Annotated in this window: 20 protein-coding genes; 11 read left to right on the top strand and 9 right to left on the bottom strand. The window is 66.8% G+C overall.

Translation table 11 applies throughout. The features are described 5' to 3' along the window. Positions 1-237 precede the first annotated feature (237 nt). The gene (locus tag B9N72_RS04795) at positions 238-666 is read left to right on the top strand and encodes a hypothetical protein (RefSeq protein WP_085275292.1); all 429 of its coding nucleotides are present in this window, start codon (positions 238-240) and stop codon (positions 664-666) included. Between the two features lie 550 nt (positions 667-1,216). Then, the gene (locus tag B9N72_RS04790; RefSeq protein WP_085275291.1) at positions 1,217-3,409 is read left to right on the top strand and encodes an FUSC family protein; all 2,193 of its coding nucleotides are present in this window, start codon (positions 1,217-1,219) and stop codon (positions 3,407-3,409) included. Between the two features lie 46 nt (positions 3,410-3,455). Here the strand turns inward: B9N72_RS04790 and B9N72_RS04785 are convergent, their stop codons facing one another. Continuing rightward, entirely contained in the window at positions 3,456-4,994 is a 1,539-nt protein-coding gene (locus B9N72_RS04785; protein ID WP_085275290.1) for a CYTH and CHAD domain-containing protein, read from the bottom strand. 291 nt (positions 4,995-5,285) lie between these two features. On the opposite strand from B9N72_RS04785, the gene B9N72_RS04780 reads away from it, so the two are divergent. Both B9N72_RS04780 and B9N72_RS04775 read left to right on the top strand, forming a co-directional pair. Continuing rightward, positions 5,286-6,101: a polysaccharide deacetylase family protein gene (locus B9N72_RS04780; protein WP_085275529.1), complete on the top strand. Its 816-nt coding sequence runs from the start codon at positions 5,286-5,288 to the stop codon at positions 6,099-6,101. Further along, a complete protein-coding gene (locus B9N72_RS04775; protein WP_143477754.1) occupies positions 6,098-8,476 on the top strand; it encodes an exo-beta-N-acetylmuramidase NamZ domain-containing protein in 2,379 nt (792 codons plus the stop codon). The genes B9N72_RS04780 and B9N72_RS04775 overlap by 4 nt, the downstream gene beginning before the upstream one ends. Positions 8,477-8,729: 253 nt before the next feature. Here the strand turns inward: B9N72_RS04775 and B9N72_RS04770 are convergent, their stop codons facing one another. The 4 genes from B9N72_RS04770 to B9N72_RS04755 all read right to left on the bottom strand — a co-directional run bounded on the left by B9N72_RS04770 (position 8,730) and on the right by B9N72_RS04755 (position 14,705). Then, the gene (locus B9N72_RS04770) at positions 8,730-9,860 is read right to left on the bottom strand and encodes an ABC transporter permease (protein WP_085275289.1); all 1,131 of its coding nucleotides are present in this window, start codon (positions 9,858-9,860) and stop codon (positions 8,730-8,732) included. A gap of 8 nt (positions 9,861-9,868) precedes the next feature. Next, entirely contained in the window at positions 9,869-12,610 is a 2,742-nt protein-coding gene (gene rbbA, locus B9N72_RS04765; RefSeq protein WP_085275288.1) for a ribosome-associated ATPase/putative transporter RbbA, read from the bottom strand. Beyond that, positions 12,607-13,767: an HlyD family secretion protein gene (locus B9N72_RS04760; protein ID WP_085275287.1), complete on the bottom strand. Its 1,161-nt coding sequence runs from the start codon at positions 13,765-13,767 to the stop codon at positions 12,607-12,609. Before B9N72_RS04760 ends, rbbA begins: the two co-directional genes overlap by 4 nt. A gap of 272 nt (positions 13,768-14,039) precedes the next feature. Further along, complete coding sequence (locus B9N72_RS04755; protein ID WP_085275527.1) at positions 14,040-14,705, bottom strand: GntR family transcriptional regulator; 666 nt, start codon at positions 14,703-14,705, stop codon at positions 14,040-14,042. Positions 14,706-14,890: 185 nt separating this feature from the next. Between B9N72_RS04755 and B9N72_RS04750 the strand changes: the two genes are divergently transcribed. The 4 genes from B9N72_RS04750 to dctA all read left to right on the top strand — a co-directional run bounded on the left by B9N72_RS04750 (position 14,891) and on the right by dctA (position 20,598). Then, positions 14,891-16,228 (top strand): glutamine synthetase family protein, encoded by a 1,338-nt coding sequence (locus B9N72_RS04750; RefSeq protein ID WP_085275286.1) that lies wholly within the window; start codon positions 14,891-14,893, stop codon positions 16,226-16,228. 221 nt (positions 16,229-16,449) lie between these two features. Beyond that, a complete protein-coding gene (locus tag B9N72_RS04745) occupies positions 16,450-17,808 on the top strand; it encodes an aspartate aminotransferase family protein (RefSeq protein WP_085275285.1) in 1,359 nt (452 codons plus the stop codon). 320 nt (positions 17,809-18,128) lie between these two features. Then, entirely contained in the window at positions 18,129-19,226 is a 1,098-nt protein-coding gene (locus B9N72_RS04740) for a 4-oxalomesaconate tautomerase (protein ID WP_085275284.1), read from the top strand. Between the two features lie 31 nt (positions 19,227-19,257). After that, a complete protein-coding gene (gene dctA / locus B9N72_RS04735; protein ID WP_085275283.1) occupies positions 19,258-20,598 on the top strand; it encodes a C4-dicarboxylate transporter DctA in 1,341 nt (446 codons plus the stop codon). Positions 20,599-20,673: 75 nt separating this feature from the next. Here dctA and B9N72_RS04730 read toward each other — a convergent pair whose 3' ends face one another. From B9N72_RS04730 to B9N72_RS04715, 4 genes are all read right to left on the bottom strand, one after another. After that, positions 20,674-21,567 (bottom strand): transporter substrate-binding domain-containing protein, encoded by an 894-nt coding sequence (locus tag B9N72_RS04730; RefSeq protein ID WP_085275282.1) that lies wholly within the window; start codon positions 21,565-21,567, stop codon positions 20,674-20,676. Positions 21,568-21,734: 167 nt separating this feature from the next. Next, positions 21,735-22,106 (bottom strand): YfeK family protein, encoded by a 372-nt coding sequence (locus B9N72_RS04725; protein WP_085275281.1) that lies wholly within the window; start codon positions 22,104-22,106, stop codon positions 21,735-21,737. Continuing rightward, a complete protein-coding gene (locus B9N72_RS04720; protein WP_085275280.1) occupies positions 22,103-23,698 on the bottom strand; it encodes a phospholipase D family protein in 1,596 nt (531 codons plus the stop codon). Before B9N72_RS04720 ends, B9N72_RS04725 begins: the two co-directional genes overlap by 4 nt. 372 nt (positions 23,699-24,070) lie before the next feature. After that, positions 24,071-24,982, bottom strand: coding sequence for a LysR family transcriptional regulator (locus B9N72_RS04715; protein ID WP_085275526.1), 912 nt, complete (start codon positions 24,980-24,982; stop codon positions 24,071-24,073). A gap of 121 nt (positions 24,983-25,103) precedes the next feature. On the opposite strand from B9N72_RS04715, the gene B9N72_RS04710 reads away from it, so the two are divergent. The 3 genes from B9N72_RS04710 to B9N72_RS21385 form a co-directional block, all read left to right on the top strand. Then, the gene (locus tag B9N72_RS04710) at positions 25,104-26,096 is read left to right on the top strand and encodes a bile acid:sodium symporter family protein (protein ID WP_085275279.1); all 993 of its coding nucleotides are present in this window, start codon (positions 25,104-25,106) and stop codon (positions 26,094-26,096) included. A gap of 46 nt (positions 26,097-26,142) precedes the next feature. Then, on the top strand, positions 26,143-26,250 hold the full coding sequence (locus B9N72_RS21565; RefSeq protein WP_456107092.1) for a bifunctional ornithine acetyltransferase/N-acetylglutamate synthase: 108 nt from the start codon (positions 26,143-26,145) through the stop codon (positions 26,248-26,250). Between the two features lie 42 nt (positions 26,251-26,292). Next, on the top strand, positions 26,293-26,603 hold a 311-nt coding region (locus B9N72_RS21385), incomplete at its 3' end, for a hypothetical protein (protein ID WP_234985881.1).

Raw genomic sequence — 26,603 nt, 5'->3', positions numbered from 1 at the left:
CACGGCGCTGGACCTCGCAGGGCGTCGCGCTCGTGAGCGCGACTTCGTTGCCGAAACCGTCCTTGATGGCGCCGATTTGTGCGTGTCTTGCCAGGCGGCGACGCCAGTGCGCGGGAACGTTATGCGCCGATCACAATCTATGCAAGTAGCGATGCCGTCAGGCAAGTCTTAGACTGGGATGGATTGGAGATATCCGTCACCCGGCATTTTGCACCCCTGCTCAAGGAAAGGACTTCGATGAAAAAGCTCTTGCTAGCCTCGCTATTCGCCGTGGCAACCACCTCGGCGCTGGCTGCCGATGTCGGGGTATCGATCAGTATCGGCGATCCTAACTTTTACGGGCAGATCGATATCGGCAACTTCCCGCGGCCTGCCGTCATCTATGCGGAACCCGTCATCATCCGGCGCTCGGCCGTGGTGTATGACCCGATCTATCTGCGCGTTCCGCCCGGCCACGCCAGGCATTGGCGCCAGCACTGCGCCGAATACCGCGCTTGCGGCCGGCCGGTGTATTTCGTTCGGGACGAGTGGTACAACGACGTCTACGCGCCACGCTACCGCCGGCACGAGTATGACCGTCGCGATGGCCGCCGCGACGAGCGCCGTTACCACGGTAACGAGCACGGCAACGGCCATGGCAAGGGGAAATGGCAAGAGGAGCGCTGACCCCGCCGAAAACACCCGCTCGCTCGCAGCGGGTGTTCTTTAACACCCCACCCGCTTTGCCCACGACCACCTCGCGATACGACGTCTCTGCGGCCGCCATCCCGGCACCGCATCCGGACCGTATCGTCAGGTGGCGTCGCCCATGCCCGCCGCCGCCCGTGGGTCACCTCGGGTGTGAACCTGTTCACGATCTTGCTGCGCGCCCCTGATCGGGGCTCATGTGCACTGCGTGCCAATCTATCGCTGGGCAAATCAAAGATTTGCACGCAGAGATTGGCTCAGCGATCGGAAATCCTCATGTATTACTTGTACATTCCGGTTCCTGCGCTGCTCTTCACCCCGCTGAGGGCCGCTCGCGACAGATCGTGAACAGGTTCTGAGGGCGCGGCGGCGATCTTGCGGCCTGCTCCTGACCCGTTGCTGTGCGTGATCCAATCAGGGTATAACCCAACGAACCAAGAACAACCCGGACGAGGGTGTCGCTGCCGCTGCCCGGACGGCTGTCCTCCGCCGCCGTACCCGGCGCCAGGGTGGCCGATTGACATTGACCATGCAGATTCCTCCATCATTTTGGCGTCGCCACCAGGTCATCCTGCGCGTTGCATTCAGCTATTACGTGGCCAACGGCTTGTCGGCGGCGCTGGGCCTGTTGCTGATATCGGGCGTGGTGCATCTGACGCTGGGCGCGTTTGCCGCCTCCGCCGCGTCCGTCGGCGTCATCGTCTGCATTCCGCCCGACCAGGCTGGGCCCAAGCGCGGGAAATTCTTCCATCTGCTGCCGGCCGCGCTGATCGGCGTGCCGCTGTTCTTCGGCGTGCAAGTGCTGCATACCTCGCCGATTTACCTGGGGCTGCTGCTGGCGCCGGCCAGCTTCATCGCCTTTCTCGCCGCGGCATGGGGCAAGCGCGGTCTGCCGATTTCGATTTCAGCCATGTTCGCGATGGTGTTTTCGATGGCGGTGCCGGCCCATAGCCACAGCGTGACGGCGCTCGGCAGCACCCTGTATTTCGCCCTGGGCGCCGGAGCGTACCTGGTGTACGCCACGCTCGCCCACGCCTTGCTCAATCCGCTCTACCGCGTGCAGATGCTGGCCGAGACCTTGCTGGCGCTGGGCACGCTGATGCGCACCCAGGCGCAGCAGTTCGCCCCGGCGGGCCGCGGCGAGGAGGGCGGACGCATGCCCTTGATCGGCCGCCTGCTGCGGGAGGAGGCGGCGCTGGCCGACCAGCTGCAAGCGGCGCGCGACATCCTGCTCGAATCGCCGCGCACCGCGCGCCGGCAGCAGTTGGCGGGCATGCTGATGCAGCTGCTGGAAATGCGCGACCACCTGCTCGCCTGCGAACTCGATCTTGATACGCTGAAGACGCATCCCGGCCACGCCCTGGTGCTGGACGAGCTGCGCGAGGTGCTCAACGCCCTGGCCGACGAAATCGAGGCGCTGGCCGATGCCATGCTCTACCGGCGGCGGCCGGCGTTGTTTGCCAGCCATCGCCCCCGGCTGGCGGCCCTGCATTGGGCGGAGGAGGAGGCGTTGCCGGGTACCGTTGCCACGCCGTCGCCGGCGGTGCTGGCGCGCGGCCTGGCCAACCGCATCGGCAATATGAACGACGAAACCTTGCGCCTGATCGCACTGGCGCGCGGCGAGGCCGAGCCCGACCTCGACGTGGTGCGTGCCGCCTGGCGGATGTTCGTGAGCCCGACCGCCTGGTCATGGCGGCCGTTCACCGCCTTGTGGCGTTGGGATGCGCCGCCGCTGCGCCACGCCATCCGCGCCGCGCTCGCCATCGGCAGCGCCTATGCCTTGTCGCTGGCACTGCCGTGGGGGACGCACGACTACTGGATTTTGCTCACCATCGTGGTGGTGCTGCGCGGCAGCTTCGCCCAGACCCTGGAGCGGCGCGACAGCCGTGTGGCGGGAACCCTGCTGGGGTGCCTGCTGGCCGGGGTCTTGCTGGCGACGCATGCGCCCCCGTTGCTGCTGCTGGTGGTGGTGACGCTGGCGCAGGCGGTGGCGCACGCCTTCTCCATCAAGCGCTATCTCATCGCCGCCGTGGCCGCCACCGTGATGGGCCTGGTGCAGGCGCACCTGCTCAATGCCGGTGGCAGTCCGGCGTTTGCCATGGTCGAGCGCATTGCCGACACGCTGCTGGGGGTCGCTATCGCGTGGTCGTTCAGCTACGTGCTGCCCTCGTGGGAGCGCACCCAGATTCCCAAGCTGGTGGCGCGGACCATGGCGGCCCAGGCGCGCCACGCCCGCGTGGCGCTGGGGCTGGGGCAATTCCAGTCGGTGGACAACGAGCCGGAACTGGAATGGCGGCTGGCCCGGCGCGAGGCCTACGACAGCCTCTCCGCCCTGGTTCAGGCCACCCAGCGCTCGCTCGCCGAACCGCGTGCGGTGCGCCCGGCGCTGGAACCGCTGGGCCGCTTGCTGGCGCACAGCTACCAGTTGCTGGCCCAGCTTTCCGCGGTCAAGAGCATGTTGCTGATGCGGCGCGAGCGCCTCAACCTGGAGCAGGTCTGCCCGTCCTTGCAACAAGCTGCCGCCAGCATCGGCGATGCCCTGGCGGGCAGCCAGGCCATCACCGCCATTCCGGAAGCGCTGCTTCAGGAGCCGTCGGCCTTGCCCGACCCGTTTGTGCATGACCTCAGCCTGTGGCTGCTGCGCCGGCTGGACCTGGCCGTGTGCATCTCGCTGCAATTGCGCGACGACGCCCGCCACGCGCTGCGTCAGCCTCCTGCGTAGCGCCTGCCGGTAGCGAGTTCAGACCGTCCGCTGGGGCAAGGCCGTGTCAGCGCCGCCGCTTGGCGGCGTCGGGGCGGCGCCAGAAGGCGGGGGTGTTTTGCAGCCGTTTCAGCACGCCGGGCAGCTGCCGTTCGGATTGGTGGGCGCCGTGAGCGAGCCAGCCTGCCACCAGTCCGCCGGCATGTTGAAGTGCGGCATCCTTGGCCAAGGTCTGCCCCAGCAGGGCCTGTGCCGCCACGCTGTCGTTCATTTCGCCGAGGATTTGCTGCAGGGCCTGCAGCCGCGCCAGGTAGCGCGCCACGCGCTTGGGCGGGTAGAGCGGGGAGAAAAACTCGGCGGCGTAACGCAGTTTCTTGGCGCGTTTGCGCAGCTCGTGGCGCTGTTCCAGGCTCAGCGAGGCCCAGTCGCGGGCCAGGCGGGCAAACGGCCGCCAGCGTTGCTGCAAGGCGCGGCGGGCGAAGTCGCGCAGCGGCACCGTCTTGCCCTTGGGGCGGGGCGCCGGCTGATTCAGCCAGGCCAGGAGGCGCAGCTGCACGCTGTCGTGGCGGGGCGAGATCACGGCGGCATGCGCTTCGCGGCGGCACCGTTCGCGTTGACCATGGAGCGCGGTCTTGAGGGGGGTGAAATCGGCATCCGGCGCCAAGGCGGCTTCGATGCCGGGCAGCGTTTCGCCTAGGAACACGTCCAGATCCCGTACCCGGCCCAACAGGGTGGCCAGCCACTGGACGTCCGTCATGATGCCCTGCCACTCGTCGCCGGTGGTGAGCGGGGCAAAGGCCTTCCGGGCGGAACGCAGCCGGCGCAACGCCACGCGCGCCTGATGGACGCATTCCATGTCGTCGTGATCGAGCAGGCCCGGCACGTTGGCCTGTAGGTGGCGCAGGGTTTCCTGCACGATCATCTTGAGGGCGCGATGCGGCGTCTGTTTGCCACGCAAGGGCGGCAGCCGCGCCTTCGACGCGGCCGGCAACGCGGCGTTGCGGCACAAGGCATAGCCACGCTCGGCCTTGCTTTGCGGGTCGGGGATCAAGGGCAGGGTGCTGGCCATCTGCCGCGCCAGATCGAACACGGCCTGGACGTGGCCCTGTTTCAGCTCGATCTCGACCTCGTTGAGTTTGACGCTTTGTCCCTGAGCACGGATCGTGCCTTGGTCCAGGCACACCTCCAGGATGTTTCCCCTGGGGTCGCGCACGATCCAGCGTGTCCGTTTGATGTCGGTGCTGAACAGCGGTGCCAGCACGCTGGCGACGTCCTCCTGGGTCAATAACTGCCGAGTCTTGCGGTCTGTAATCCGTTCCAGCTCGAGCGCTTCCCCGCTCACCTCCGCTTCCAGTTCCTGACGCTGATGCAGCCCGGCGCCTGCCTGTTCACCCAGCTTCACCGTCTGCAGCCAGTGGTCGCCGACCCGGCGCAGCCGAAGCCCGATATCCCGCTGTGCCAGCGCCAGGGTGGGGGTGTCGTAGTAGATGCTGAGCAACTGTTCGGTGACCGGGGCGGCAGCGGCGGCATGCTGTGCCATCCAGCGCCGGAACGCGGCATTCCGGTTGGGAGGGAGCCGAAGCTTGAGTTCGGTTTCTAGCACCATCGGCAACGGCTTTCTCGTGAATCGGGGCGGGGGCATTCTGAATCTTAGGCGAGACCGGCGTGCCGTGACGGTCAGAACGTCGGGGAAGCGAGGGGCCGGGCCGCTGCCCGTTAGGCGCTGGCCCGCCACGCCGGGGCGGGGCGGTGGTGTCTGTACTTCCGGACGGCGAAGCGTTATAGCTGAAATGCCGTCCCGGCCAAGGGGGCAGGGGCATGGCGGGGTGTGGGTGGTGCGGCGGTCGACACCCGCCCCGTCGCACGCCGAGGCGAGCCAACAATGTGGATGGTTTTCATGACACAGCGACTACGGCGCCTTGCCTGGCGGTGCGGCGTGCTGGCCGCGCTGGCCGGCCCGGCCATGGCGAGCCCGGCGCAATGGCGTGTGCCGATTCTGGTCTACCACCGTTTCGCGGCCACCGTGACCGACAGCATGACCGTGCGCACCGCCACCTTCGAGGATCATCTGCGCGTGCTGCGCAGCCAGGGTTATACGGTGATTCCGCTGCGTGACCTGCTGAACTACCTGAACGGCCGCCGCGCCGGCTTGCCGGCCAAGGCGGTGGTGATGACCGCCGATGACGGCCATCGTTCGGTGTATCAGGTGATGTATCCGCTGGTGCAGCGCTACCGGGTGCCGGTGACGCTGATCATCTATCCAAGCGCCATTTCCAACGCCCGCTACGCGCTGACCTGGGACGAGTTGCGCCGCATGCAACAAAGCGGCGGGGTCGATGTCCAGTCGCACAGCTATTGGCATCCGAATTTCGTGCAGGAGCGGCGCCGCCTCAGCCCCGAGGCGTATCGCCAACTGGTGCGGCAGCAGCTGCTGCGGCCGAGGCAAGTGATAGCAAAGCAGCTGGGGAACACGGTGGACCTGCTGGCCTGGCCGTTCGGCCTCTACGACGCCGAATTGATGAAAGAGGCGCAGGCCGCCGGCTACCAGGCGGCGTTCTCGCTCGAGGCGCGCCCGGTCACCCGAGGCGATTCCTTGTGGGCCTTGCCCCGCCTGCTGATGGTCGATGCCTACGACGCCAGGACCTTCGCGGCGCTGTTGAAAAAGAACAGCCAGCCCGCGCCGTCAGCGGCTCCCGCCGGGGTGTCGCCATGATGCCGCGCCTGTTCCTGCTGTTGGGGCTGATGCTCTGCCTGGGCGCCGAGCCGGTACTCGGGCTGGCGGGGGTCGTGGTGGATGCCGTCACCCATGCGCCGCCGTCGTGGGCGCCATTGGAGGCGGCGGTGCGTGCCCAGATTCTGGCCGGGCGCATGCCGGGGGCGGTGGTCGTGGTGGGCGATGCCGACGGAGTGCGCTACCGCCAGGCCTTCGGCTCGCGCGGGCCGGCAGGCGAGCGCATGACGGAAGACAGTATTTTCGACCTGGCCTCGCTGACCAAGGCCGTCGCCACCACCACCGCGGTGCTGCAGCTGGTAGAGCGGAACTGGCTGGCGCTGGATGCCCCGGCCGCACACTACTGGCCGGCGTTTGGCTCGCACGGCAAGGACACCATCACGCTGCGGCAGTTGCTGGCGCACACCTCGGGTCTGCCGGTGGGGCTGGACCTGAGCGGCCGGGATGTGGATCGGGAGGAGATGCTGCGCCGTATCGTGGCGACCCGGCGGGTGGCCGAGCCGGGCAGCAAGGTGCTCTACAGCGACATCAATTTCGAGGTGCTGGGCGTGTTGGTGGAGCGCGTCAGCGGCCAGCCGCTGGACGTTTACTGCCAGCGCCATATCTTCCAGCCGCTCGGCATGCGCGACACCGGGTTTCTGCCGGCGGCGGAGCGCTGGCCCCGCATTGCGCCGACCCGGCCGGCTTTGGCCAACCTTGCGCGCGGACGGGTGCACGATCCGGCGGCGCAGCACATGGGCGGGGTGTCCGGGCACGCCGGCCTGTTTGCCAGCGCCGACGACCTGGCGCGCTTCGCCCGCGCGCTGCTCAACGATGGCCGCCTGGGCTGGCAGCGCATCCTGCGGCCGCAGAGCGTGGCGCTGCTGTTCCAGCCGCAGTCGCCCACCGAGGCGCCGCACTGGCGCGGCATCGGCTGGGCGCTGGAGGCGCCGCTGGTGGCCAACCGCGATGCCCTGGCTCCGGTCGGCATGATCGGCCACACCGGTTTCACCGGCACCGGGCTGTGGATCGACCGCGTCACGCAACGCTTCCTGATCGTTCTGAGCAACCGGGTTTACCAGGAGGGCAGCGGCGACGCCCAACCGCTGCGGCACCAGTTGCTGGCGCTGCTGGCCAGCCTCGAGCCACCCAGGCCGCCCACCGCCATCGCCGCCGACCCGGTGCTGGCCGCCGCCGCCGCGCTGCCGCCGCCGGTCCTTCCCGCCGACGAGCGCCCCAGGGTGGAAACCGGCATCGACGTGCTGGAGGGGCAGTCGTTCGCGCCGCTGGCGGGCTTGCGCGTCGGTCTGATCACCAACCTGAGCGGGGTGGACGGGCGGGGTTGGCGCACCATCGACCGCCTGCGTTGGGCGCCGGGGGTGACGCTGGCGGCGGTCTTCAGCCCGGAGCACGGCGTTTACGGCGACCAGGAAGGGCAGGTGGTGTCGCAGACCGAGCCGTTCTCCGGCCTGCCCTTGTACAGCCTGTACGGTGCGACACGGCGCCCCACACCCGCCATGCTGGCGGGGCTCGACGCGCTGGTGTTCGATATCCAGGATGCCGGGGTGCGCTTCTACACCTTCGCCAGCACCCTGGGCTACGCCATGGAGGCGGCCGCGGCGCAGGGGCTGCGCGTTTTTGTGCTGGACCGGCCCAACCCGCTGGGGGCCGAACAGGTCGACGGCCCGCTGCTCGACGACGATCTGACCTCGTTCACCGGCTATTTTCCGCTGCCGCTCCAGCACGGCATGACCCTGGGCGAGCTGGCGCGCCTGTTCAACGGCGAAAAACGGCTGGGGACCGAGCTCACGGTGGTCGCCATGCAGGGCTACCGCCGCGCCATGCGCTTCGAGGAGACCCGGCTGTCGTGGTTGCCGCCGTCGCCCAACCTGCGCACCCTGAGCCAGGTGCGGCTCTACCCCGGGGTGGCGCTGCTGGAGGGGGCCAACGTCAGCGTCGGGCGCGGCACCGAGCGGCCCTTCGAATGGCTGGGCGCACCGTGGATCGACGGCCCGGGGTTGGCCGAAGAACTGAACGCCCGCGCCATCCCCGGGGTGCGTTTCGAACCGGCCGAATTCGTCCCGGACGACAGCCTCTACCGCGGCGAGCGCTGCCAGGGCGTGCGCCTGATCGTTACCGACCGCCAGGCGCTGCGCGCGCCGCTGCTGGGGATCGAGCTGATCGCGGCGCTGCAGCGGCGCTACCCGCAGCGCTTTGCGCTGGCCCAGACGCTGGGCATGGTCGGTTCGCGCCAGGTGCTGGCAGCGCTGCAACGGGGTGAGGACCCGCGCCACATCGAGGCTGACTGGCAGCCCGCGCTGCAGCGCTTTCGCGCGTTGCGCGAGCGCTATCTGCTGTACGACACGGCGGCGCCATGACGCGGCGGCAGGGTGCGCTCAGAACCTGTTCACGATCTTGCTGCGTGTCCCTGATCGGGGCTCATGGGCACCGCGTGCGAATCTATCGTTGAGCCAATCTCCGCGTGCAAATCTTTAGATTTGCCCAGCGATAGATTGGCACGCAGCGATTCGCTCAGCGATCGGAAATCCTCATGTACTACTTGTCCACTCCGGTTTCTGCGCTGCTCTTCACCCCGCTGAGGGCCGCTCGCGACAGATCGTGAACAGGATCTCAGCGCTGCGTCTGGGTGACGGCCCGGCGAAAGCGCGACAGCGCGCCGACGAAGAACACCACCCCGATCGCGGCGATCGCCAGCAGGTCGGGCCACACCACGTCCAGCCCGGCGCCCCGGTACAGGATGGCCTGCGCCAGCTTGACGAAATAGGTGGTCGGCGCGCCCAGCATGATGTCCTGCACCGGCAGCGGCATGCTCTCGCGCGGGGTGGCGCCGCCCGAGAGCAGCTGCAGCGGGATGATGGTGAGGATGATGAGCAGGCCCAGCTGCGGCATCGAGCGTGCCAGCGTGCCGAGGAAGATGCCGATCGAGGCTGCCGAGAACAGGTACAGCGCGGCACCGGCCAGAAACAGCGGCACCGAGCCGGCGATGGGTACCCGCAACACCTGCTGCACCACCACCGTCAGCGCGAACGTGACGCCGATCAGTACCGCCAGCCCGTTGGCCCAGACCTTGGCCGCCATGATCTCGAACGGGGTCAGCGGCATCACCAGCAGATGCTCGAGCGTGCCGTGTTCGCGCTCGCGGAGGAAGGCGGCGCCGACCAGGATGATGGTGAGCATGGTGACGTTGTTGATCGCTTCCATCACGCCGCCGAACCAGACCCCGGTGAGGTTGGGGTTGAAGCGGGCGCGCGTGGTGAGGCGGATGGCGGGCACGCTCTGCCGATTGGGCGCCAGGTACGCCGCGATTTCGCCGGCGGCGATGTTGGTGATGTAGCTGGAACCGATGAAGGCCTGGCTGACGATGGTGGCGTCGACGTTGAGCTGCAGTTCCGGGTGGCGGCCGGCGTTCAGGTCGCGCTGGAAATCGGGCGGGATGATCAGCACGAAGGAATAGCGCCCCTGGTCCATGACGGGGTCGATCTCGGCCTCGCTGATCAGGGCCGGTTTCTTGAAATAGGGCGGGTAGAGGGCGTCGACGATGCGTTGCGACAGCGGCGAGCGGTCGCCATCCACCACCGCCACCGGGGCGTTGTGCAGCTCCTGCGAGACCCCGGTGGCGGCCTCGTAGATCGCCCCCGAGAACGACCAGACGATGAGCAGCAGCAGCACCTTGTCGGAGAGCAGGCTGCGCAGTTCCTTGACCCCCAGGCGGTAGATGTTGGCGAGCGTGCGCAGCGACATGGCGGGCCCTATTTCTCCTGCTTGCGCAACAGCAGCAGGCTGAGGGTGGTGAGCGCCGGCGGGAACAGCGCCAGCGCGAGGAACTGGCTCGCCAGGTCGGCAAAGCCCAGCGACTTGGTGAAGACGCCGCGGCTGATGGTGAGGAAATAGCTGGCCGGGAAGCACTGGCCGATCCAGTAGCTGGCCCCCTCCAGCGCGCCCACCGGGGTGGTGAAGCCGGAGAACTGCACCGTCGGCAGCATGGTGAGGATGGCGGTGCCGAACAGCGCGGCGATCTGGGTGCGGGTGAAGGTCGAGGTGAGCAGGCCGAGCCCGGTGGTGGCGCTGACGAACAGCAGGGCGCCGCAGCTCAAGGCGAGAAAGCTGCCCTTGAGCGGCACGTCGAAGGCGAACACCGCCTCCAGCACCAGTCCGAAGAAACTGCCCATCGCCAGGGCGATGTAGGGCAGCTGCTTGCCCAGCAGGAATTCCAGGCGCGACAGGGGCGTGACGTAGAGGTTGGTGATGGAGCCCAGCTCCTTCTCGCGCACCACGCCCAGCGCCATCAGGATGGAGGGAATCAGCACCAGCAGCAGCGGCATCACCGCCGGCACCATGGCGTACAGGCTCTGGTAGCCCTGGTTGTAGCGGTAACGCACCTGGATGCCGGCAGCCGCGGTCTCGGCGGCGCCGCTGCCCTGCTGCGCCAGGTCGCGCAGGTACTGCGTGTGCATGCCTTCCACGTAGCCGCGGATGGTTTCGCCGCGGAAGGGCATGGCGCCGTCGACCCAGGCGGCGATCTCCGGGGCGCGGCCGCTGCGCAGGTCCTTGCCGAAGCCGGGCGGGATTTCGAGCGCCAGCGACAGCTCGCCGGAGCGCATGCGCCGCTCGAGGCCGGCGGCGTCGAGCACGGCGGGGCGCTCGACGAAGTAGCGCGAGCCGGCGATGTTCTGCACGTAGTCGCGGCTCTCCGGCGTCTGGTCCTGGTCCAGCACGCCGAAGCGCAGTCCCTCCACGTCCATCGAGATGCCGTAGCCCAGGACGAACATCAGCAACAGCGAACCGAGCAGGGAGAACGTCAGCCGGATCGGGTCGCGGCGCAGCTCCAGCGTCTCGCGCAGGGCGACGCCCAGCATGCGCCTGAGCGAGAAGGCGCCATGGGACGGGGAGGACGCCACCGGGTTTGCTTGCACCGCCTCGTCCGCCGGCGCCGGCAGGCTGGCCTCCACGCTCTGGCGGGTGGCCTCTTCGAGGTAGGCGATGAAGGCCTCTTCCAGCGTGGCGCTGCCCCTGGCGGCGCACAGGGCGGCCGGGGTGTCGCTCGCCAGCACCCGCCCGGCGTGCATCAGCGAGACCCGGTCGCAACGTTCGGCCTCGTTCATGAAGTGGGTCGAGATGAAAATCGTCACGCCGCGCTCGCGCGCGAGTTCGATCAGCAATTGCCAGAATTCGTCGCGCGCGACCGGGTCCACCCCGGAGGTCGGCTCGTCCAGGATCAGCAGCGCGGGCTCGTGCACCACCGCCACGGCCAGCGACAGGCGCTGGCGGATGCCCAGCGGCAGCGCGCCGGCGCGCTCGGCGAGGTAGGGGGTGAGGCCGAAGCGCCGGCAGAGGGCGTCGAGGCGCGACGGAATCTCGCGGGCGGCGAGCTGGAACAGGCGGGCGTGCAGTTCCAGGTTCTGCTGCACGGTGAGCTCGCTGTACAGCGAGAACGACTGCGACATGTAGCCGACCTGGGTGCGCGTATCCAGGTCGCGGGCATCCAGCGGCTTGCCGAACAGCCGCGCCTCCCCGGCGCTGGGTGGCAACAGGCCGGTCAGCATCTTCATGGTGGTGGTCTTGCCGCAGCCGTTGGAGCCGAGGAAGCCGAATATCTCGCCGCGCCGGATGCGGAAGCTGACGTCGTCGACGGCGGTGAAATCGCCGAAGCGCTGCGTGAGCCTTTCCGCCTCGATGGCGTAGCCGGTGTCCTGCGGCGGCCGCGGCGGGATGACCAGGCTGCGGTGGGCGCGGCGTTGCTCCTCCGGCAGCAGCGCGATGAAGGCTTCCTCCAGCGTGTCGCAACCGGTCCGGGCTTTCAGCTCGTCCGGTCGTCCGCTGCCCAGCACCCGCCCGGCGTCCATCGCCGCCAGCCAGTCGAACTGTTCCGCTTCGTCCATGTAGGCGGTGGCGATCAGCACGCTCATACCGGGACGGCGGCGGCGGATGTGGTCGATGAGGTGCCAGAACTGGCGCCGCGACAGCGGATCGACCCCGGTGGTCGGCTCGTCCAGGATCAGCAGGCTGGGGTCGTGGATCAGCGCGCAGCACAGTCCGAGCTTCTGCTTCATGCCGCCGGAGAGCTTGGCCGCCGGGCGGTCGCGGAATTCGGCCAGCCCGGTGCTGTGCAGCAGCTCGGCGATGCGTGCCTCCCGCTCCGCGCGCGCCTGGCCGAACAGGCGGCCGAAGTAGTCGACGTTTTCGAATACCGACAGGGTGGGGTAGAGGTTCTTGCCCAGCCCCTGCGGCATGTAGGCGATGCGCGGCTGCACCCGGCTGCGCTGGCGCGCGCGCGTCATGTCGGCGGCGTCCAGCACCGCGACCGTGCCGCCCTGGACGCGGCGCGCGCCGGCCAGGATCGCCAGCAGGGTCGATTTGCCGACGCCGTCCGGGCCGATCAGCCCCGCCATGCAGTCGGCGGGAATCGCCAGTGAGACGTCCTCCAGGGCCAGCGTCCTGCCGTAGCGGTGGGTCAGCCCGGCCACCCGGGCGACGCTGGACGGTGCGCTCATTTGGGCAGCTTGACCTGCAGGCGTTCCGGCCATTGCGCCTCGGGCGAGAGCGGCACGTAGGCTACGCCCGGCAGGCCGGTCTTGACCCGCTCCATGAAGCGCTGCAGCAAGGCCGGGGCGATGCGCACCTTGACGCGGAACATCAACTTCTCGCGCTCGGTGCGGGTTTCCACCTCGCGCGGGGTGAACTGCGAGCGCGGCGCGACGAACGACACCTTGGCGGGGATGACGTACTGCGGCGCGGCGTCCAGCACGATGCGGGCGTCGCTGCCCACCGTGACGCGGCCGGCCTGTTCGGTCGGCAGGAAGATGGTCATGTAGACGTCGGTCAGGTCGAGCACGGTCAGCACCTTGCCGCCCGCCGCCAGCACCGCGCCGGGTTCCACCAGACGGTAGAGCACGCGCCCGGCGATGGGGGTGCGCAGGGTGTTCTCGTCAAGGTTGACTTGCATCTGCTCGACCCGCGCCTGGGCAACGGCCACCGCCTGCTGCGCGGAGGTGACCCGCGCCCGCGCCGCGGCGATGCCTGCCTCGGCCTCGGTTTGCTGAGCCTGGGTGGCGGCGATGGCGGCTTCGGCCTCGGTGGCGCCGGCGCGGGCCGACTGCACCGCGGCTTCGGCGGTCTGCAGCGAGGCGTGGTCTTGGTCGAGTTTCTGACTGGAGACGAAGCCCTTGGCCGCCAGCTCGACCGAGCGCGCCAGGGTCTGGCGCGACAGCGCCAGCTCGCTGTCGCGCTGACTGACGGTGGCCTGTGCGCGCCGCGCTGCTTCCTGCGACTGCCGCACCTGGGCCTGAATCCGTCGTGCTCCCTGCTCGGCCTGGCGCACCTGCGCCTCGGTCTGGCGCGCGTCCTCCCGTGCCTGCTGCACCAGGGCCTGTGCCTGCCGCAGCTGGGCCTGCAGTTCCTGGGTGTCCATGCGCGCCAGCACCTGGTTGGCGCTGACCAGATCCCCTTCCTTGACCATCACCTCGGTCAGGTGCCCGGGAATCTTGGTGGCGATGTCCACTTCGGTGGCCTCGATGCGGCCGTTGCCCGAGGCCAGGTCGGCCGGCAGCGTGTTGTTGTGCAGCCTCAGCCAGCCATAGCCGGCGGCGAGCGCGGCAGCCAGCAAGGCGAGTGCGATGAAGAGCCCGTTCCTGTTGCCGTACTTTGCCACTCGTGAGCACTCCTGTTGGGCCTGTTATCCGGTTGCCGCCAGGCGCGGTCGTGGCGTCTCGGCGGCGGCCGCGATGATGCGCTTGGCGGTGTTTTCCATTGTGGCGCTACGCGGCCGGCATGGGGTTGATGCAGCGCAATACCGGGCGAAAACAGATGGCACCATGATGGTGTAGGTATAGGTGAGCGCGATGTGGGGCGGACAGGGCGGTCGTGCCGGCTCGAGTTGCTGCCAGGGGAGGGCGCGGGGCAAACCGGCGGCGCGGGCGGGCGTCACCCGGCGGGCGCATCCGCCGTGCACAGCTGGCGCAGGTAGCGGCCGGCGCTGCGCAGATCCTCCGCGATGGCCGCGCGCACGCCTTCGGCGTCGCCCGCCAGCAGCGCCGCGACCAGGGCGCGGTGCGCATCGTTCATGGTCTTCCACACCGCCAGGTCCTGGTGCAGCTGGTTGGAGATCGGACCGACGTAAAGCCACACCGTCTCGATCAGCGACAGCAGCAGCGGCGAGCCGGCGGCGCGGTACAGCAGCCGATGGAAGCATTCGTTGGCGTCGAGGTAGGCCTTGACGTCGTCGGCGGCGATCGCCGCGTCCATGGCCCGGCACAGCGCGACCAGTTCCTGGCGCTGGTCTTCGGCCAACCTTTGCGCCCCCAGCGACGCCGCCTCGCCTTCCAGCAGGATGCGGTTGTGCAGGATGTCGTCGAATTGCGCCACCGTCAGGCGCGGCACCATGGCGCCGCAGTTGGGGACGTTCTGCAGCGCCTTTTCCGCCGCCAGGCGCTGCAGCGCGGCGCGCACCGGCATCGGGCTGACCCCCAGTTCGTCGGCGAGCGGCTTGATCTTCAGCCGCTCGCCCGGCAGCCAGCGCCCCAGCATCAGCCAATGGCGCAGCGTGTCGTAGGTTTCGTCCTGCAGGGTGGAGGCGTGGCGGGTCTTCATGTCGGTGGGCAAAAGGCGGAATCGCGCCAGCATACCAGAGCGGCCGATGGTGCGATCGTGAATTTGATCAAATGTTGACTTTGATATTTGATCAAATCTACGATGAACGGCAGCAACGGCATTCTGCCGGGGTTTTCTGTTTACCAGGACGGGAACCAAAGGACGCGTACCAGAGGAGAACGACCATGAACGAACAACTGGCCAGCTTCATCCGCGAGCACACCATCCACGAGGTGGAGTGCGTGATCCCGGACATGACCGGCGTGGCACGCGGCAAGATCGTGCCCAAGGCCCTGTTTCTGGCCGAGGACAGCATGAAAATGTCGAAGGCGGTGCTCACCATCACCGTCAACGGCGAATTCGCCGAATTCGAGCGCTTTGTCGGCGCCAACGACCCGGACATGGTGTGCCGGCCCGATCCGGCCACCATCCGCCTGGTGCCGTGGGCGATCGAACCGGTGGCGGTGGTGATCCACGACTGCGAGGATTTCGACGGCCGCCCGGTCGGCATCTCGCCGCGCGCGGTGCTGCGCCGTGTGCTGGCGCTGTACGAACAGCGCGGCTGGTGCCCGGTGGTGGCGCCGGAGATGGAGTTCTACCTGATCCGCCAGAACACCAACCCGCACGAGCCGCTGCGGCCGCCGTCGGGCCGCGCCGGCCGTTCCGAAGTGGGGCGCCAGTCGTTTTCCATCGACGCGGTCAACGATTTCGACCCGTTCTTCCAGGAATTGTCGTCGTTCTGCCAGGCGGCCAGGCTCAACGTCGAGACGCTGATCCACGAAGTGGGCGCCTGCCAGATGGAGATCAACTTCAGCCACGGCGACGCCCTGGAACTGGCCGACCAGGTGTTCCTGTTCAAGCGCGCGGTGCGCGAAACCGCCTATCGCCACAACATCTTCGCCACCTTCATGGCCAAGCCGATGGAGGGCGAGCCGGGCAGCGCCATGCACATCCACCAGAGCATCGTGGACCGGGAAAGCGGCGACAACCTCTTCTCCAACCCGGACGGCAGCGCCAGCGCGCTGTTCTTCCAGCACATCGGCGGCATGCAGCACTACCTGCCGCAGGCGATGCCGATGTTCGCCCCCTACGTCAACAGCTACCGCCGCCTGAGCCGCCACACCGCGGCGCCGATCAACGTGCGCTGGGGCTACGACAACCGCACCTGCGGCATCCGCATCCCGCCGTCCGGCCCGGCCGCGCGCCGGCTGGAAAACCGCCTGCCGGGGGTGGACGTCAATCCCTATCTGGCGATGGCGGCGACGCTGGCCTGCGGCTACCTCGGCATGGTGAAGCGGCTGGAGCCGTCGGCGCCGATGAGCGACAGCGCCTACGACATGGACTACGAGCTGCCGCGCAGCCTGGAAGACGCGGTGGCACGGATGCAGGACTGTCCGGAGCTGGCCGAAATCCTGGGCGAGGAATTCGTGCAGGCGTTCTGCGCGGTGAAGGAAAAGGAATTCGAAACCTTCAACCGCGCCATCACCGCCTGGGAAAGAGAGCACCTGCAGCTGCACGTGTAAGAACCTGGTCAGGATCGGCTGCGTGGCGGCGATACGGCGAGCGTTCGATGCAGGGATGCGCGTTGATTCCATGTCAATTCCGCGCCCCTCCGTTTTCGCCTTGTCTCGCTCTAGCTCGCTAGATCGTAAACAGCTTCTCCACGCCGCATGGAATGAATTCACGGCTTGCGGCCAATCCTGGCCGCTGCCGGCACAAAACAAGCAAGACTAAGGAGACACCCATGACCACCCGCCACGGCATCGACTGGGACAAGGCGCAGGCGCTGTACGCCGCCGAGCGCGACGCCTTCATCGCCCGCATGCCGCGTTCGCGCGAGCTGTCGGCCGCCGCCGCCGGCCATCTGCTGTTCGGCGTGCCGCTGCACTGGATGGACGACTGGTCCACGCCGTTTTCGCTCTATGTGGCGGCGGCGCAGGGTGCGCGCTTTCAGGACGTGGACGGTCACGACTACGTCGACTTCTGCCTCGGCGACACCGGCGCCATGTTCGGCCACAGCCCCAGGCCGGTGGCCGCGGCCATCGCCCGCCAGGCCGAGCGCGGCTACACCGCCATGCTGCCGAGCGAGGACGGCGTGTGGGTGGCCGAGGAGCTGGAGCGCCGCTTCGGCCTGCCGTACTGGCAGTTCGCGCTGTCGGCGTCCGACGCCAACCGCTTCGCCATCCGCTGGGCGCGCGCCGTCACCGGCCGCAGCAAGGTACTGATCTTCAACGGCTGCTATCACGGCACGGTGGACGACGTGTTCGTCGACCTGGTGGACGGCCGGCCGCAAACGCGCGACAGCCTGCTGGGGCAGGTGTACGACATCACCCGGCACACGCGCAGCGTGGAGTTCAACGATCTGGCGGCGCTGGAAGCCGCGCTGCAGGACGGTCAGGTGGCCTGCCTGCTGGCCGAGCCGGCCATGACCAACATCGGCATGGTGCTGCCGCAGCCGGGCTTCTGGCCGGCGGCGCAGGCCCTGTGCCGGCGCTACGGCACGCTGCTGCTGATCGACGAAACCCATACCATCAGCAGCGGCCCCGGCGGCTATAGCCGCGCCCACGGCCTGCAGCCGGACCTGTTGGTGGTCGGCAAGCCGGTGGCGGGCGGCGTGCCGTGCGCGGTGTACGGCTTCAGCGCCGAGCTGGCCCGGCAGGCCGAGGCCGCCAAGCGCAAGGCGCCGCCCGGCCACAGCGGCATTGGCACCACGCTCACCGCCAACCTGCTGGCGATGGCGGCGATGCGCGCCAACCTCGCCGAGGTGATGACCGACGACGCCTACCGCTACATGTTCGGCCTGGCCGAAAGGTTGGCCGAAGGGCTGCGCCGCGTCATCGACGAGCAGCGGCTGCCGTGGTGCGTGACCCGCATCGGCGCGCGCACCGAGTTCCAGTTCACCGCCACGCCGCCGCAGAACGGCAGCGAGGCGGAGCGGATTCTCGACAGCGAACTGGAGCACATCGTGCACCTGTTCCTGCTCAACCGCGGCCTGCTGATCACGCCGTTCCACAACATGATCCTGGTGTGCCCGGACACCACGCCAGCCGATGTCGACCGGCTGGTGGCGGCGTTCGCGGCGTTTGTCGCGGCGGTCAAATAAGGCCCAAGGTTGGCCGAAGCCGGGCTGAGCGGCGGGGAGGGGGCGTCCCCGCTCCCCGGCCGCAGCGCCCCAGCCCGGCGGGCCTGAGCGGGGCGTTGCCCTTGCTCGCGGTGCCGCCTGCGGGCCGCTGCGCCAAGCCGCCAATTTCTTTCATATTTCGTCAAATGCAGAATTTCTCGGCGAAAAATCCGGTCCGATTGCTCGTCGATGGCGAATAAATGACCAAAATGCAATAATTCAATAAATAAATGCATTTAACTTTCTATCGGCTTTTCACCACAATCCAGTCACTGATTCAACGCCTGTGGTGGAGCCGATCCATGTTGACCCCCATTCCCTGCCTCCTGATGCGCGGAGGCACTTCCAAAGGCCCGTTCTTCCTGGCCGACGACCTGCCGGCCGACCCGGAGACGCGCAACGCCGTGCTGCTGTCGGTGATGGGCTCGCCCGACCTGCGCCAGATCGACGGCATCGGCGGCGGCGACTCGCTGACCAGCAAGGTGGCCATCGTCAGCCGCTCGCAGCGCCCCGGCATCGACGTCGATTACCTGTTTGCCCAGGTTTCGGTCAGCCAGCGCGCGGTCGATACCAACCCCAACTGCGGCAACATGCTGTCCGGCGTCGGCCCGTTCGCCATCGAGCAGGGGCTGGTGCCGGCGATCGATCCGGTGACGCCGGTACGCATCTTCAACGTCAACACCGGCAAGGTGATCGAGGCGCTGGTGCCGACGCCGAGCGGTGAAGTGACCTACGAAGGCGAAGTGCACATCGACGGCGTGCCCGGTGCCGCCGCCGGCATCGTGCTCAACTTCCTCGACGCCGCCGGCGCCAAGACCGGCAAGCTGCTGCCCACCGGGCAGGCGCTCGACATCGTGGACGGCATCGCGGTGTCCTGCGTCGACTTCTCCACCCCCATCGTGCTGGTGGCGGCCGCCGACCTGGGCATCAGCGGCCACGAAAGCAAGGCCGAGCTCGATGCCAACGCTGCTCTGCTGGCCCGGCTCGAAGCCGTGCGCCAGGCCGCCGCGCGCCGCATGGGGCTGGGCGATGTCAGCGCCAGCGTGTTGCCGAAGATCGCCGTGCTGGCCGCCCCGGCCAAGGACGGCAGCATCAGCTCGCGCTATTTCACCCCCTGGGCCTGTCATGCCGCCCACGCCGTGACCGGCGCCCTGTGCGTGGCTGCCGCCTGCCTGATTCCCGGCTCGGTGGCGTCGCGCCTGGTACGGCGCCGGGCCGATCAACCCGGCCGCATCGCCATCGAACACCCCTCCGGCCAGCTGGAAACGCAGGTCGAACTGCCCGCCGCCGCGGACGGAGAGCCCCCCGTCATCCGTCGTGTCGGCATCGTCAGAACCGCCCGGCCGCTGTTCAGCGGCCAGGTGCTGATTCCCGGAACGGTCTGGAAAAAAGCCGGCTGAACCGACAAGAAAGAGAGTGAGGAGACACATCATGCAAGCCAAGATTTTCAAATCCCTATACCTGCAGGTGATCATTGCCGTCGTGATCGGCATCGCCTTCGGTCACTTCTTCCCGAGCCAGGGCGCCGCGCTCAAACCGCTGGGCGACGCCTTCGTCAAGCTGGTGAAGATGATGATCTCGCCGGTGGTGTTCTGCACCATCGCCATCGGCATCGCCTCGCTGGGCGACAAGAGTCAGCTCGGGCGTATCCTGGGCAAGACGCTCGGCCTGTTCCTGATGCTGACGCTGCTGGCGCTGGGCTTCGGCCTGGCGGCGGTGAACGTGATCCGCCCGGGGGCGGGGATGAACATCGACCCCAGTCAGCTCGATACCAGCGGCATTGCCAAGTACACCCATAGCGCCAAGGAGCTGAACGTCGTCGACTTCTTCATGCACATGATCCCGGACTCGTTCGTCGGCGCCTTCACCCAGGGCGAGGTGCTGCCGGTGCTGCTGCTGGCGGTGCTGACCGGGTTTGCCCTGTCGGCCTCCAGCGGCAAGGGCGGCGACAAACTGCTGGCCTGGCTGGAGGACATGTCGCAAATCCTGTTCCGCGTGTTCAACTTCGTGATGAAAGTGGCCCCGATCGGCGCCTTCGGCGCCATGGCCTTCACCGTCGGCAAATACGGCGTGCACTCGCTGGCCTCGCTGGGCCAGCTGATCCTGACCTTCTACGTGGCCTGCATCGGTTTCGTCGTCGTGGTGCTGGGTGGCCTGTGCCGCTTGAGCGGGTTCAGCCTGTGGCGCACGCTCCAGTACTTCCGCGAAGAGCTGCTGGTGGTGCTGGGAACCTCCTCCACCGAGCCGGTGCTGCCGCGCGTGCTGCAGAAGCTGGAGAAACTGGGCTGCAGCAAGGGCGTGGCGGGTTTCGTCCTGCCCACCGGCTACTCCTTCAACCTGGCCGGCACCGCGATCTACCTGTCGCTCGCCAGCCTGTTCATCGCCCAGGCCTGCAATATCGATCTTTCCTGGCAGCAGACGGCGATCATGCTCGGCATCATGCTGCTGTCCTCCAAGGGCGCGGCCGGCGTCACCGGCAGCGGCTTCGTGGCACTGGCCGCCACCCTGGTTGTGGTGCATGACATCCCCCTGGCCGGTATCGCGCTGCTCCTGGGCATCGATCGCTTCATGTCCGAAGCCCGCGCGCTGACCAGCATCATCAGCAACATCGTGTGCTCGCTGGTGGTCGCGCTGTGGGAGAAGGCCTGCAACCGGGAACAACTGCAGGCGGAGCTGCGCGAGCCAACCCCGTTGGTGGAAGCGGTGGCGGAGGAGGCCGAGCCGGAACTGGAGGGGTTCACGGTGGCGGAAGGGCTGTCGTTGAAGTCCTGAGCGGGACGATGCCCGCGGGCCGGTTCTTGGGAGCCGGCCTTTTCATTGCCGCTGTGCCCGTCGCCGAGGTGGTTTCTACTGAGCCGGCTTGTCGCTGAGCGCGCTAAGGTTGGCCTTCAGCTGTGCGCCCATCGGCATGTTCAGGTTCATGCCTTTGGGGGGAATCGGAGACTCGAACCACTTGTTGTAGAGCCGCGTGAATTCGCCCGATTTCATCAGGCGGGCGAGGGTGCCGTCCACCAGCTTCTTGAACTCGGGATCGTCCTTGCGCAGCATGCAGCCGTACGGTTCCACCTGCAGCGCGTCCCCCACCACCTCGAACGAATCCGGGTTCTTGGCATTCGCTTTCAGACCAAACAGCAAGATATCGTCGAGCGCCAGCGCCACCGCCTGATCGCTTTCCACCAGCTGCAAGGCGTCGCCGTAGTCCTTGCCCAGGACGAACTGCATGTCGAGGTGGTTGTCGGCGTTGTACTGGCGGATGACCTTCTCGTTGGTGCTGCCCGCCGTCGAGGCCACTGTCTTCTTGGCCAGGTCGGCGTAGCTCGTGATATGGGCGGTCTTCTTCGCCAGCAGGCGCGTGCCGGCATAGAAGTGGCTGATGGCAAACGCCACGTCCTTGCCGCGCGCCGCGTTGTTGGTGGTCGAGCCACACTCCAGGTCGTAGGTGCCGTCCACCAGCAGGAGAATGCGGTTCTGCGAGGTGACCGGAATGGTGGCCACTTCGAGGTTCGGCTTTTTCAGCTTCTTGCGCACATCATCGACGATGGCGTTGGTCAGATCCACGGAAAACCCCACGGCTTTGTCCGTACCGGGAAAATAACTGAAAGGCACGGCGGCTTCACGGTAAGACACGGTGATCTTGTTGCTCGCGGCAACCTTTTCCAGCGTGGACGCCGCGACAGCCGGCAGAGTGCAAGCCAGGCCGGCGGAGATCAAAGCAGTCGTCATGAGTTTCTTGGTCTTCATGTTTTTCCTTTCTGTTGGATGGACTGCTCCAATGGAGGCACGCTCCTCCTTCTCTGGATGGCTGCAACGGTTCCAAATCCGATGCAGTCCAGATCACTATAGAGGGGGGCGTGGCGGCAATACCTGCTGCGGGACAGCTTTGTTTGACGCAGCGCAAGTGTTTCGTTTCAGTGATAAGTCCGAAGCCGCGCCAGCTCTTCGTGCAGCCATTGTCGGCTTGTCACGGTCGCCCCACCGTTGCACCGCACCTGGTACGGCTGGCCGCTCAGGCTGCTTGCCGTGGCGGCCCGTTCGATAAAGTCCTCGGTGGTCGTGATCCGGTTTCGCGCCACCAAATAGCGGTATTTGTCGCGTATATGCGCCTGCGCCGTTTTGGCGTCGTGCCAAGAGCCATTGCGATAAAACTGGCAGCCGGAGCCTTCGATATAGCCGAGCAGAAAACTCACTTCCATTTGCACTGCGGCGGGGGGCTCCGCACGCGCCGCGGGCTGCCATAGCAGCCCCAGCATCAATACCGCCCCGGCGTATCTCGGCTTCATAGTTCCTTGTCCAGTGGCAGCAGAGAAAGCGTATGGGCCTTGATTCTTTCCCTGGCGCTGCGGGCCGGCTCTTCGTCGTACTCAACGGCCTTGCCGTCTTCCTCGGTACGCCACACCAGAGCGGGAGCCTTCCCCGTTTTGTTGGGCCGCAGTGCCAGCCGGTAGGAGTTGACGGGCTGCACCATGGCGTCGAAACGCAGGGCAATCTGCCGGGCGAGGGCGGGGCTGTCGATGATCAGGCCTATCTCGGTATTGAGATGCATCGAGCGCTGATCGAAATTCATCGAGCCGATGAACACCTTCCGGCGGTCAAACACAAACAGTTTGGCGTGCAGCGAATAATTGCCGAAACGGGACATCGCCGCGCTCTGGCCGCTGCCTTTGGCGTTGCCCAGCAACGATCGCACCTCATAAAGCTCCACGCCCTGCTCGAGCAGGGCCACCCGGTAATGCATATAGCCGGAATGAGCCAGCAATACGCTGGTCGATTCGAGTGAGTTGGTGAGAATCCGCACTCGGACGTTGCGCTGGCGTAGCTGTTGGAACAGGCGCATGCCTTCGTTCCCAGGGATCAGGTAGGGCGTCACCATCAGTAATTCGGATTGCACCGCGAGCGTGGTATTGGCCACCGGGCGCTGCATCAGTTGCCCCACCATCGCGCCCTTCACCACCTTGCGTTTGTCGGGGCTGTCGTAGACCAGTTGCGCCGGCGCCCAGGTCAGCGGCAAGCGGCCGGAGACCATCCCCGCAAAGGGCTCGCCGGTGGCTACCCGCCTGACGTAGTCGACGCCATCTGCCCTCAACTCCTGATGCTGTTCGTTCAAGGCATCGCGATGCTCATTCAATTCGGCAGGCGAGGGTTTCTTGCCGGCCAGCGCCTCAACCGGGATCGCCAGGGGGCTGTTCCAGTACTCATCGAAAGATCCCGAGAGCTGCGGGACGATGGGCCCGGCGGCAAAGACATCCTCGTCGGCGAACTGGGACTGGGGGTTGATCTGAAAGTATTGATCGCCGATGTTGCGCCCGCCAATCAGCGCCACGGCGTTGTCCACGACCAGCAGTTTATTGTGCATCCGGTAGTCGAGGCGGGAGGCGTTGAACATGAACTCGATGGATCGGAACAGCTTCGAATGGCCGCGATACGAGAACGGGTTGAAGAGACGAATCTCGACCGAAAGATGGGCTTCCAGACGGGTAATCTGCTCGTCCCCGGCCTCCGTTTCGGCATCGTCGATCAGCACGCGTACGCGTACCCCGCGATCGGCCGCGCGCAGCACCGCTCCGGTAAGCAGCCGGCCCGTTTCATCCCCACGGAAAATGAAGTACTGAAGGTCGAGAGAGCGTTCGGCGGCGTTGATCATCTGCATGCGGGTCAGAAAGCCGTCGGCGCCGACCGGGATGATGCGAAAACCGGAGCGGCCCTCATGTTCCCGCGCCGCTTGGCCAAACAGCCGGCCAAGCCGGGTCTCCTCGGGGTGAGCCAACGCCGAGGAAGGGGTTTTGGCAACATCCGACCCCGGTGGCAGCGAGCGGCAGCCACCGAGTAGGGCGACCATCAGTACGACCAGCACAAGCTGGAGCCGGTGGATCATCACACTACTCCCCGCCGCTCCGGGGGCAGGGCAAACCTGTCGGGTACCCGATCACGCCTTCGTCATCGCGATGGTCGGAAGACGGACCGTGGCGGCACCTCACCGGCGGGGCGGCCATTGATGTAGAGGACTCCGGATTCAAGCGGTAGATGCAAGCGCAGGGTGAAATCGTTCGGCAAGTGTTTTGTAGTGTAGTGTTTTCCTCGGCGGCTCATGCCTCTTCCTCGCCACCGTATCGAGCAGGGCTGGCGGTGACCACCACGCCGCTGTACCGCAGAGTGAACAGGCTGCCGAGTGTCTTTTGGATCAGTCCAGATAGGGCTCCATCCCTCCAGGCGGGCTGCATCCGCAAGGAGGGCGGAGTCAGCCATCTCACGGCCAGGCGCGGCTGGCGGCAAACTCGGCGGCCACCTCGCTGATCAGCGTCCACACCGTTTCGGCCAACGGCGACAGCGAGCGATTCTTGCGACGCACCAGCATCAGCGAGCGCTCGACGGCGGGGGTGAGCGGCCGCACCACCAGATCGCTGGCTTCCGGCAAGGGCAGCGCCAGGATCGGCAGCACGCTGATGCCGATGCCGGCCTCGATCATGCGGTACACGGTGGTGGAATGCCCGAGTTCCTGCGCCACCTCCATGCTCACCTGCTGCTGGGCGAAGGCCTTGTCGATGAGCGGCCGGCTGCCCGAGGCGTAGTCGAGCAGCACCAGTGGCTCGCCGGCGAGTTCGCTCCAGGCAACCGACTCGTTTCCGGCGAAGCGGTGATCGCCCCGGCAGACCAGGCAGAACGGCTCCTGCAGGATGGTTTCGCAATACAGGTCGTCGGCACCGAGCGGGTCGATGATCACACCAAAATCGACTTCCCCGCTGCGCACGCTGGCGAGCACCAGTTGCTGCACCTGGTCGCGTAGCGTCAGCGAGAGCTTGGGATGGCGCTCGGAGCTGCGGGCGATGCACGAGGGCATGAGGTTGGCCGAAATGGTCGGGCTGGCCGCCACCCGCACCCGCCCCTGGCGGGTTTCGCCCAGCTGGCGGGTCTCGGCGAGGCAGCCTTCCAGTTCGTCGAGCAGCCGCTCCAGCGTGCCGGCCAGGCTTTGCCCCGCCTCGGTCAGTGCCACGTCGCGGGTGGTGCGGTCGAGCAGCTTCAGGCCCAGCTCGCCCTCCAGTTCGCGCAGCGCGTGGCTGACCGCCGGCTGCGACAGGCCGATCGCGTCACCGGCACGACTGAAACTACGGTGCCGGGCAACGGCAAGGAAGGTGCGCAGCTGGCGTAGCGAGATGTTCATGCAGAAATTGAATGAATTGATCAGATAAATCCATTTGAATTCTATATCGGCTGGCAGCAAAAATAACGCCAATGAATAGAGGGCAGCATCTGCTCTCGCAAGCGATCATCAGGAGCACCCCGTGGCACGACCCCGTTTCCTCCCCGACAACTTCACGCTGGCGCTGGTCATCACCGTGCTGCTGGCCACTTTCCTGCCCTGCGAAGGCCAAACGGCCGTGGTGTTCGGCAAGGTGACCTATGCCGCGATTGCGCTGCTGTTCTTCCTGCATGGCGCGAAGCTGTCGCGCGAAGCGGTGATCGCCGGGGCAACGCACTGGCGGCTGCACCTGCTGGTGTTCGCGTGCACCTTCATCCTGTTCCCGGTGATGGGCTTTGCGCTCAAACCCATTCTGTCCCCCCTGGTGACGCCGGACCTCTACCTGGGCGTGCTGTTCCTGTGCGCGCTGCCTGCCACGGTGCAGTCCTCCATCGCCTTCACCTCGATGGCGCGCGGTAATGTGCCGGCAGCAGTGTGCAGCGCATCGGCGTCGAGCCTGATCGGCATCGTCCTGACTCCGCTCCTCGTCAGCGTGCTGGTGGTTTCGCACAGCGGTGGCTCCACCTCCTGGCACTCGATCATCGACATCATGGTGCAACTGTTGTTGCCCTTCCTGGCCGGTCAGGTGGCACGGCGCTGGATCGGTGGCTGGGTGGAACGCCACAAGGCGCTGCTGCGTTTCGTCGATCAGGGGTCGATCCTGCTGGTGGTGTATACGGCGTTCAGCGAGGCCGTCATCCAGGGGTTGTGGCACAACACGCCGGTGAAGGCGCTGGCCGGGCTGCTGGTGGTCAACGGGGTATTGCTGGCGCTGGCGCTGTTCGCGACACGCACCGCGGCGCGCAAGCTTGGTTTCAACAAGGAAGACGAGATCACCATCGTGTTCTGCGGCTCGAAGAAGAGTCTGGCAAGCGGGGTGCCGATGGCCAACGTGCTGTTCGCCGGCCACGCCGTGGGTGCAATCGTGCTGCCCCTGATGCTGTTCCATCAGGTCCAGCTGATGGTGTGCGCGGTGCTGGCGCAGCGCTACCGGCATCGCCCGGAGGCACCGGCGGTAGCCAAGCAGACCATTTGAACTTCGCGTCCTAAATAACTGGTTTTCTCCACCTGCCGGATCGCGGCTGATTTCTTGCGGAATCCCCTCAACGCAAGGCCAGGCCAGCGCCACCGTCTGGACCTGCGACTTCTCCTACGACTACGTGCGCATCAACGCCGACTACCGTAGCTGAACGCGAACCAAGGTTGGCCGAAGCCTGGCCAACCCGCCAGAAATGGCATTCACCCTGAAAAAGCCGGCGAAATTGCCGGCTTTTTGCATTTTCGGCGCGGAGCCGCTGGGCCGGAAGCGACGTAGCGGGCGGGGGAGCGGGGTGGGTTGCCAAAAATGTCCATCGGGTAAGTTGTTTTTATTCAGACGCTTGCATGCTGATTTTTGCCGGGCGGCGCATTTTTTGCGGTTTTTCTGCAAAAAGGCGTTGACGGGGGTGGGGGTCGGGGCGTATAGTTCGCCTCCTCAGCTGACGACGCAAACGAAACAAGCCAGTCAGCACCGCTCTTTAACAGACAGAATAACCGATAGGTG

The sequence above is a fragment of the Pseudogulbenkiania subflava DSM 22618 genome (genome assembly GCF_900177275.1).
Lineage (GTDB): Bacteria > Pseudomonadota > Gammaproteobacteria > Burkholderiales > Chromobacteriaceae > Pseudogulbenkiania > Pseudogulbenkiania subflava.
The sequence above is the reverse complement of the archived record's forward strand: the minus strand, read 5'-3'. Positions and strand labels throughout refer to the sequence as shown.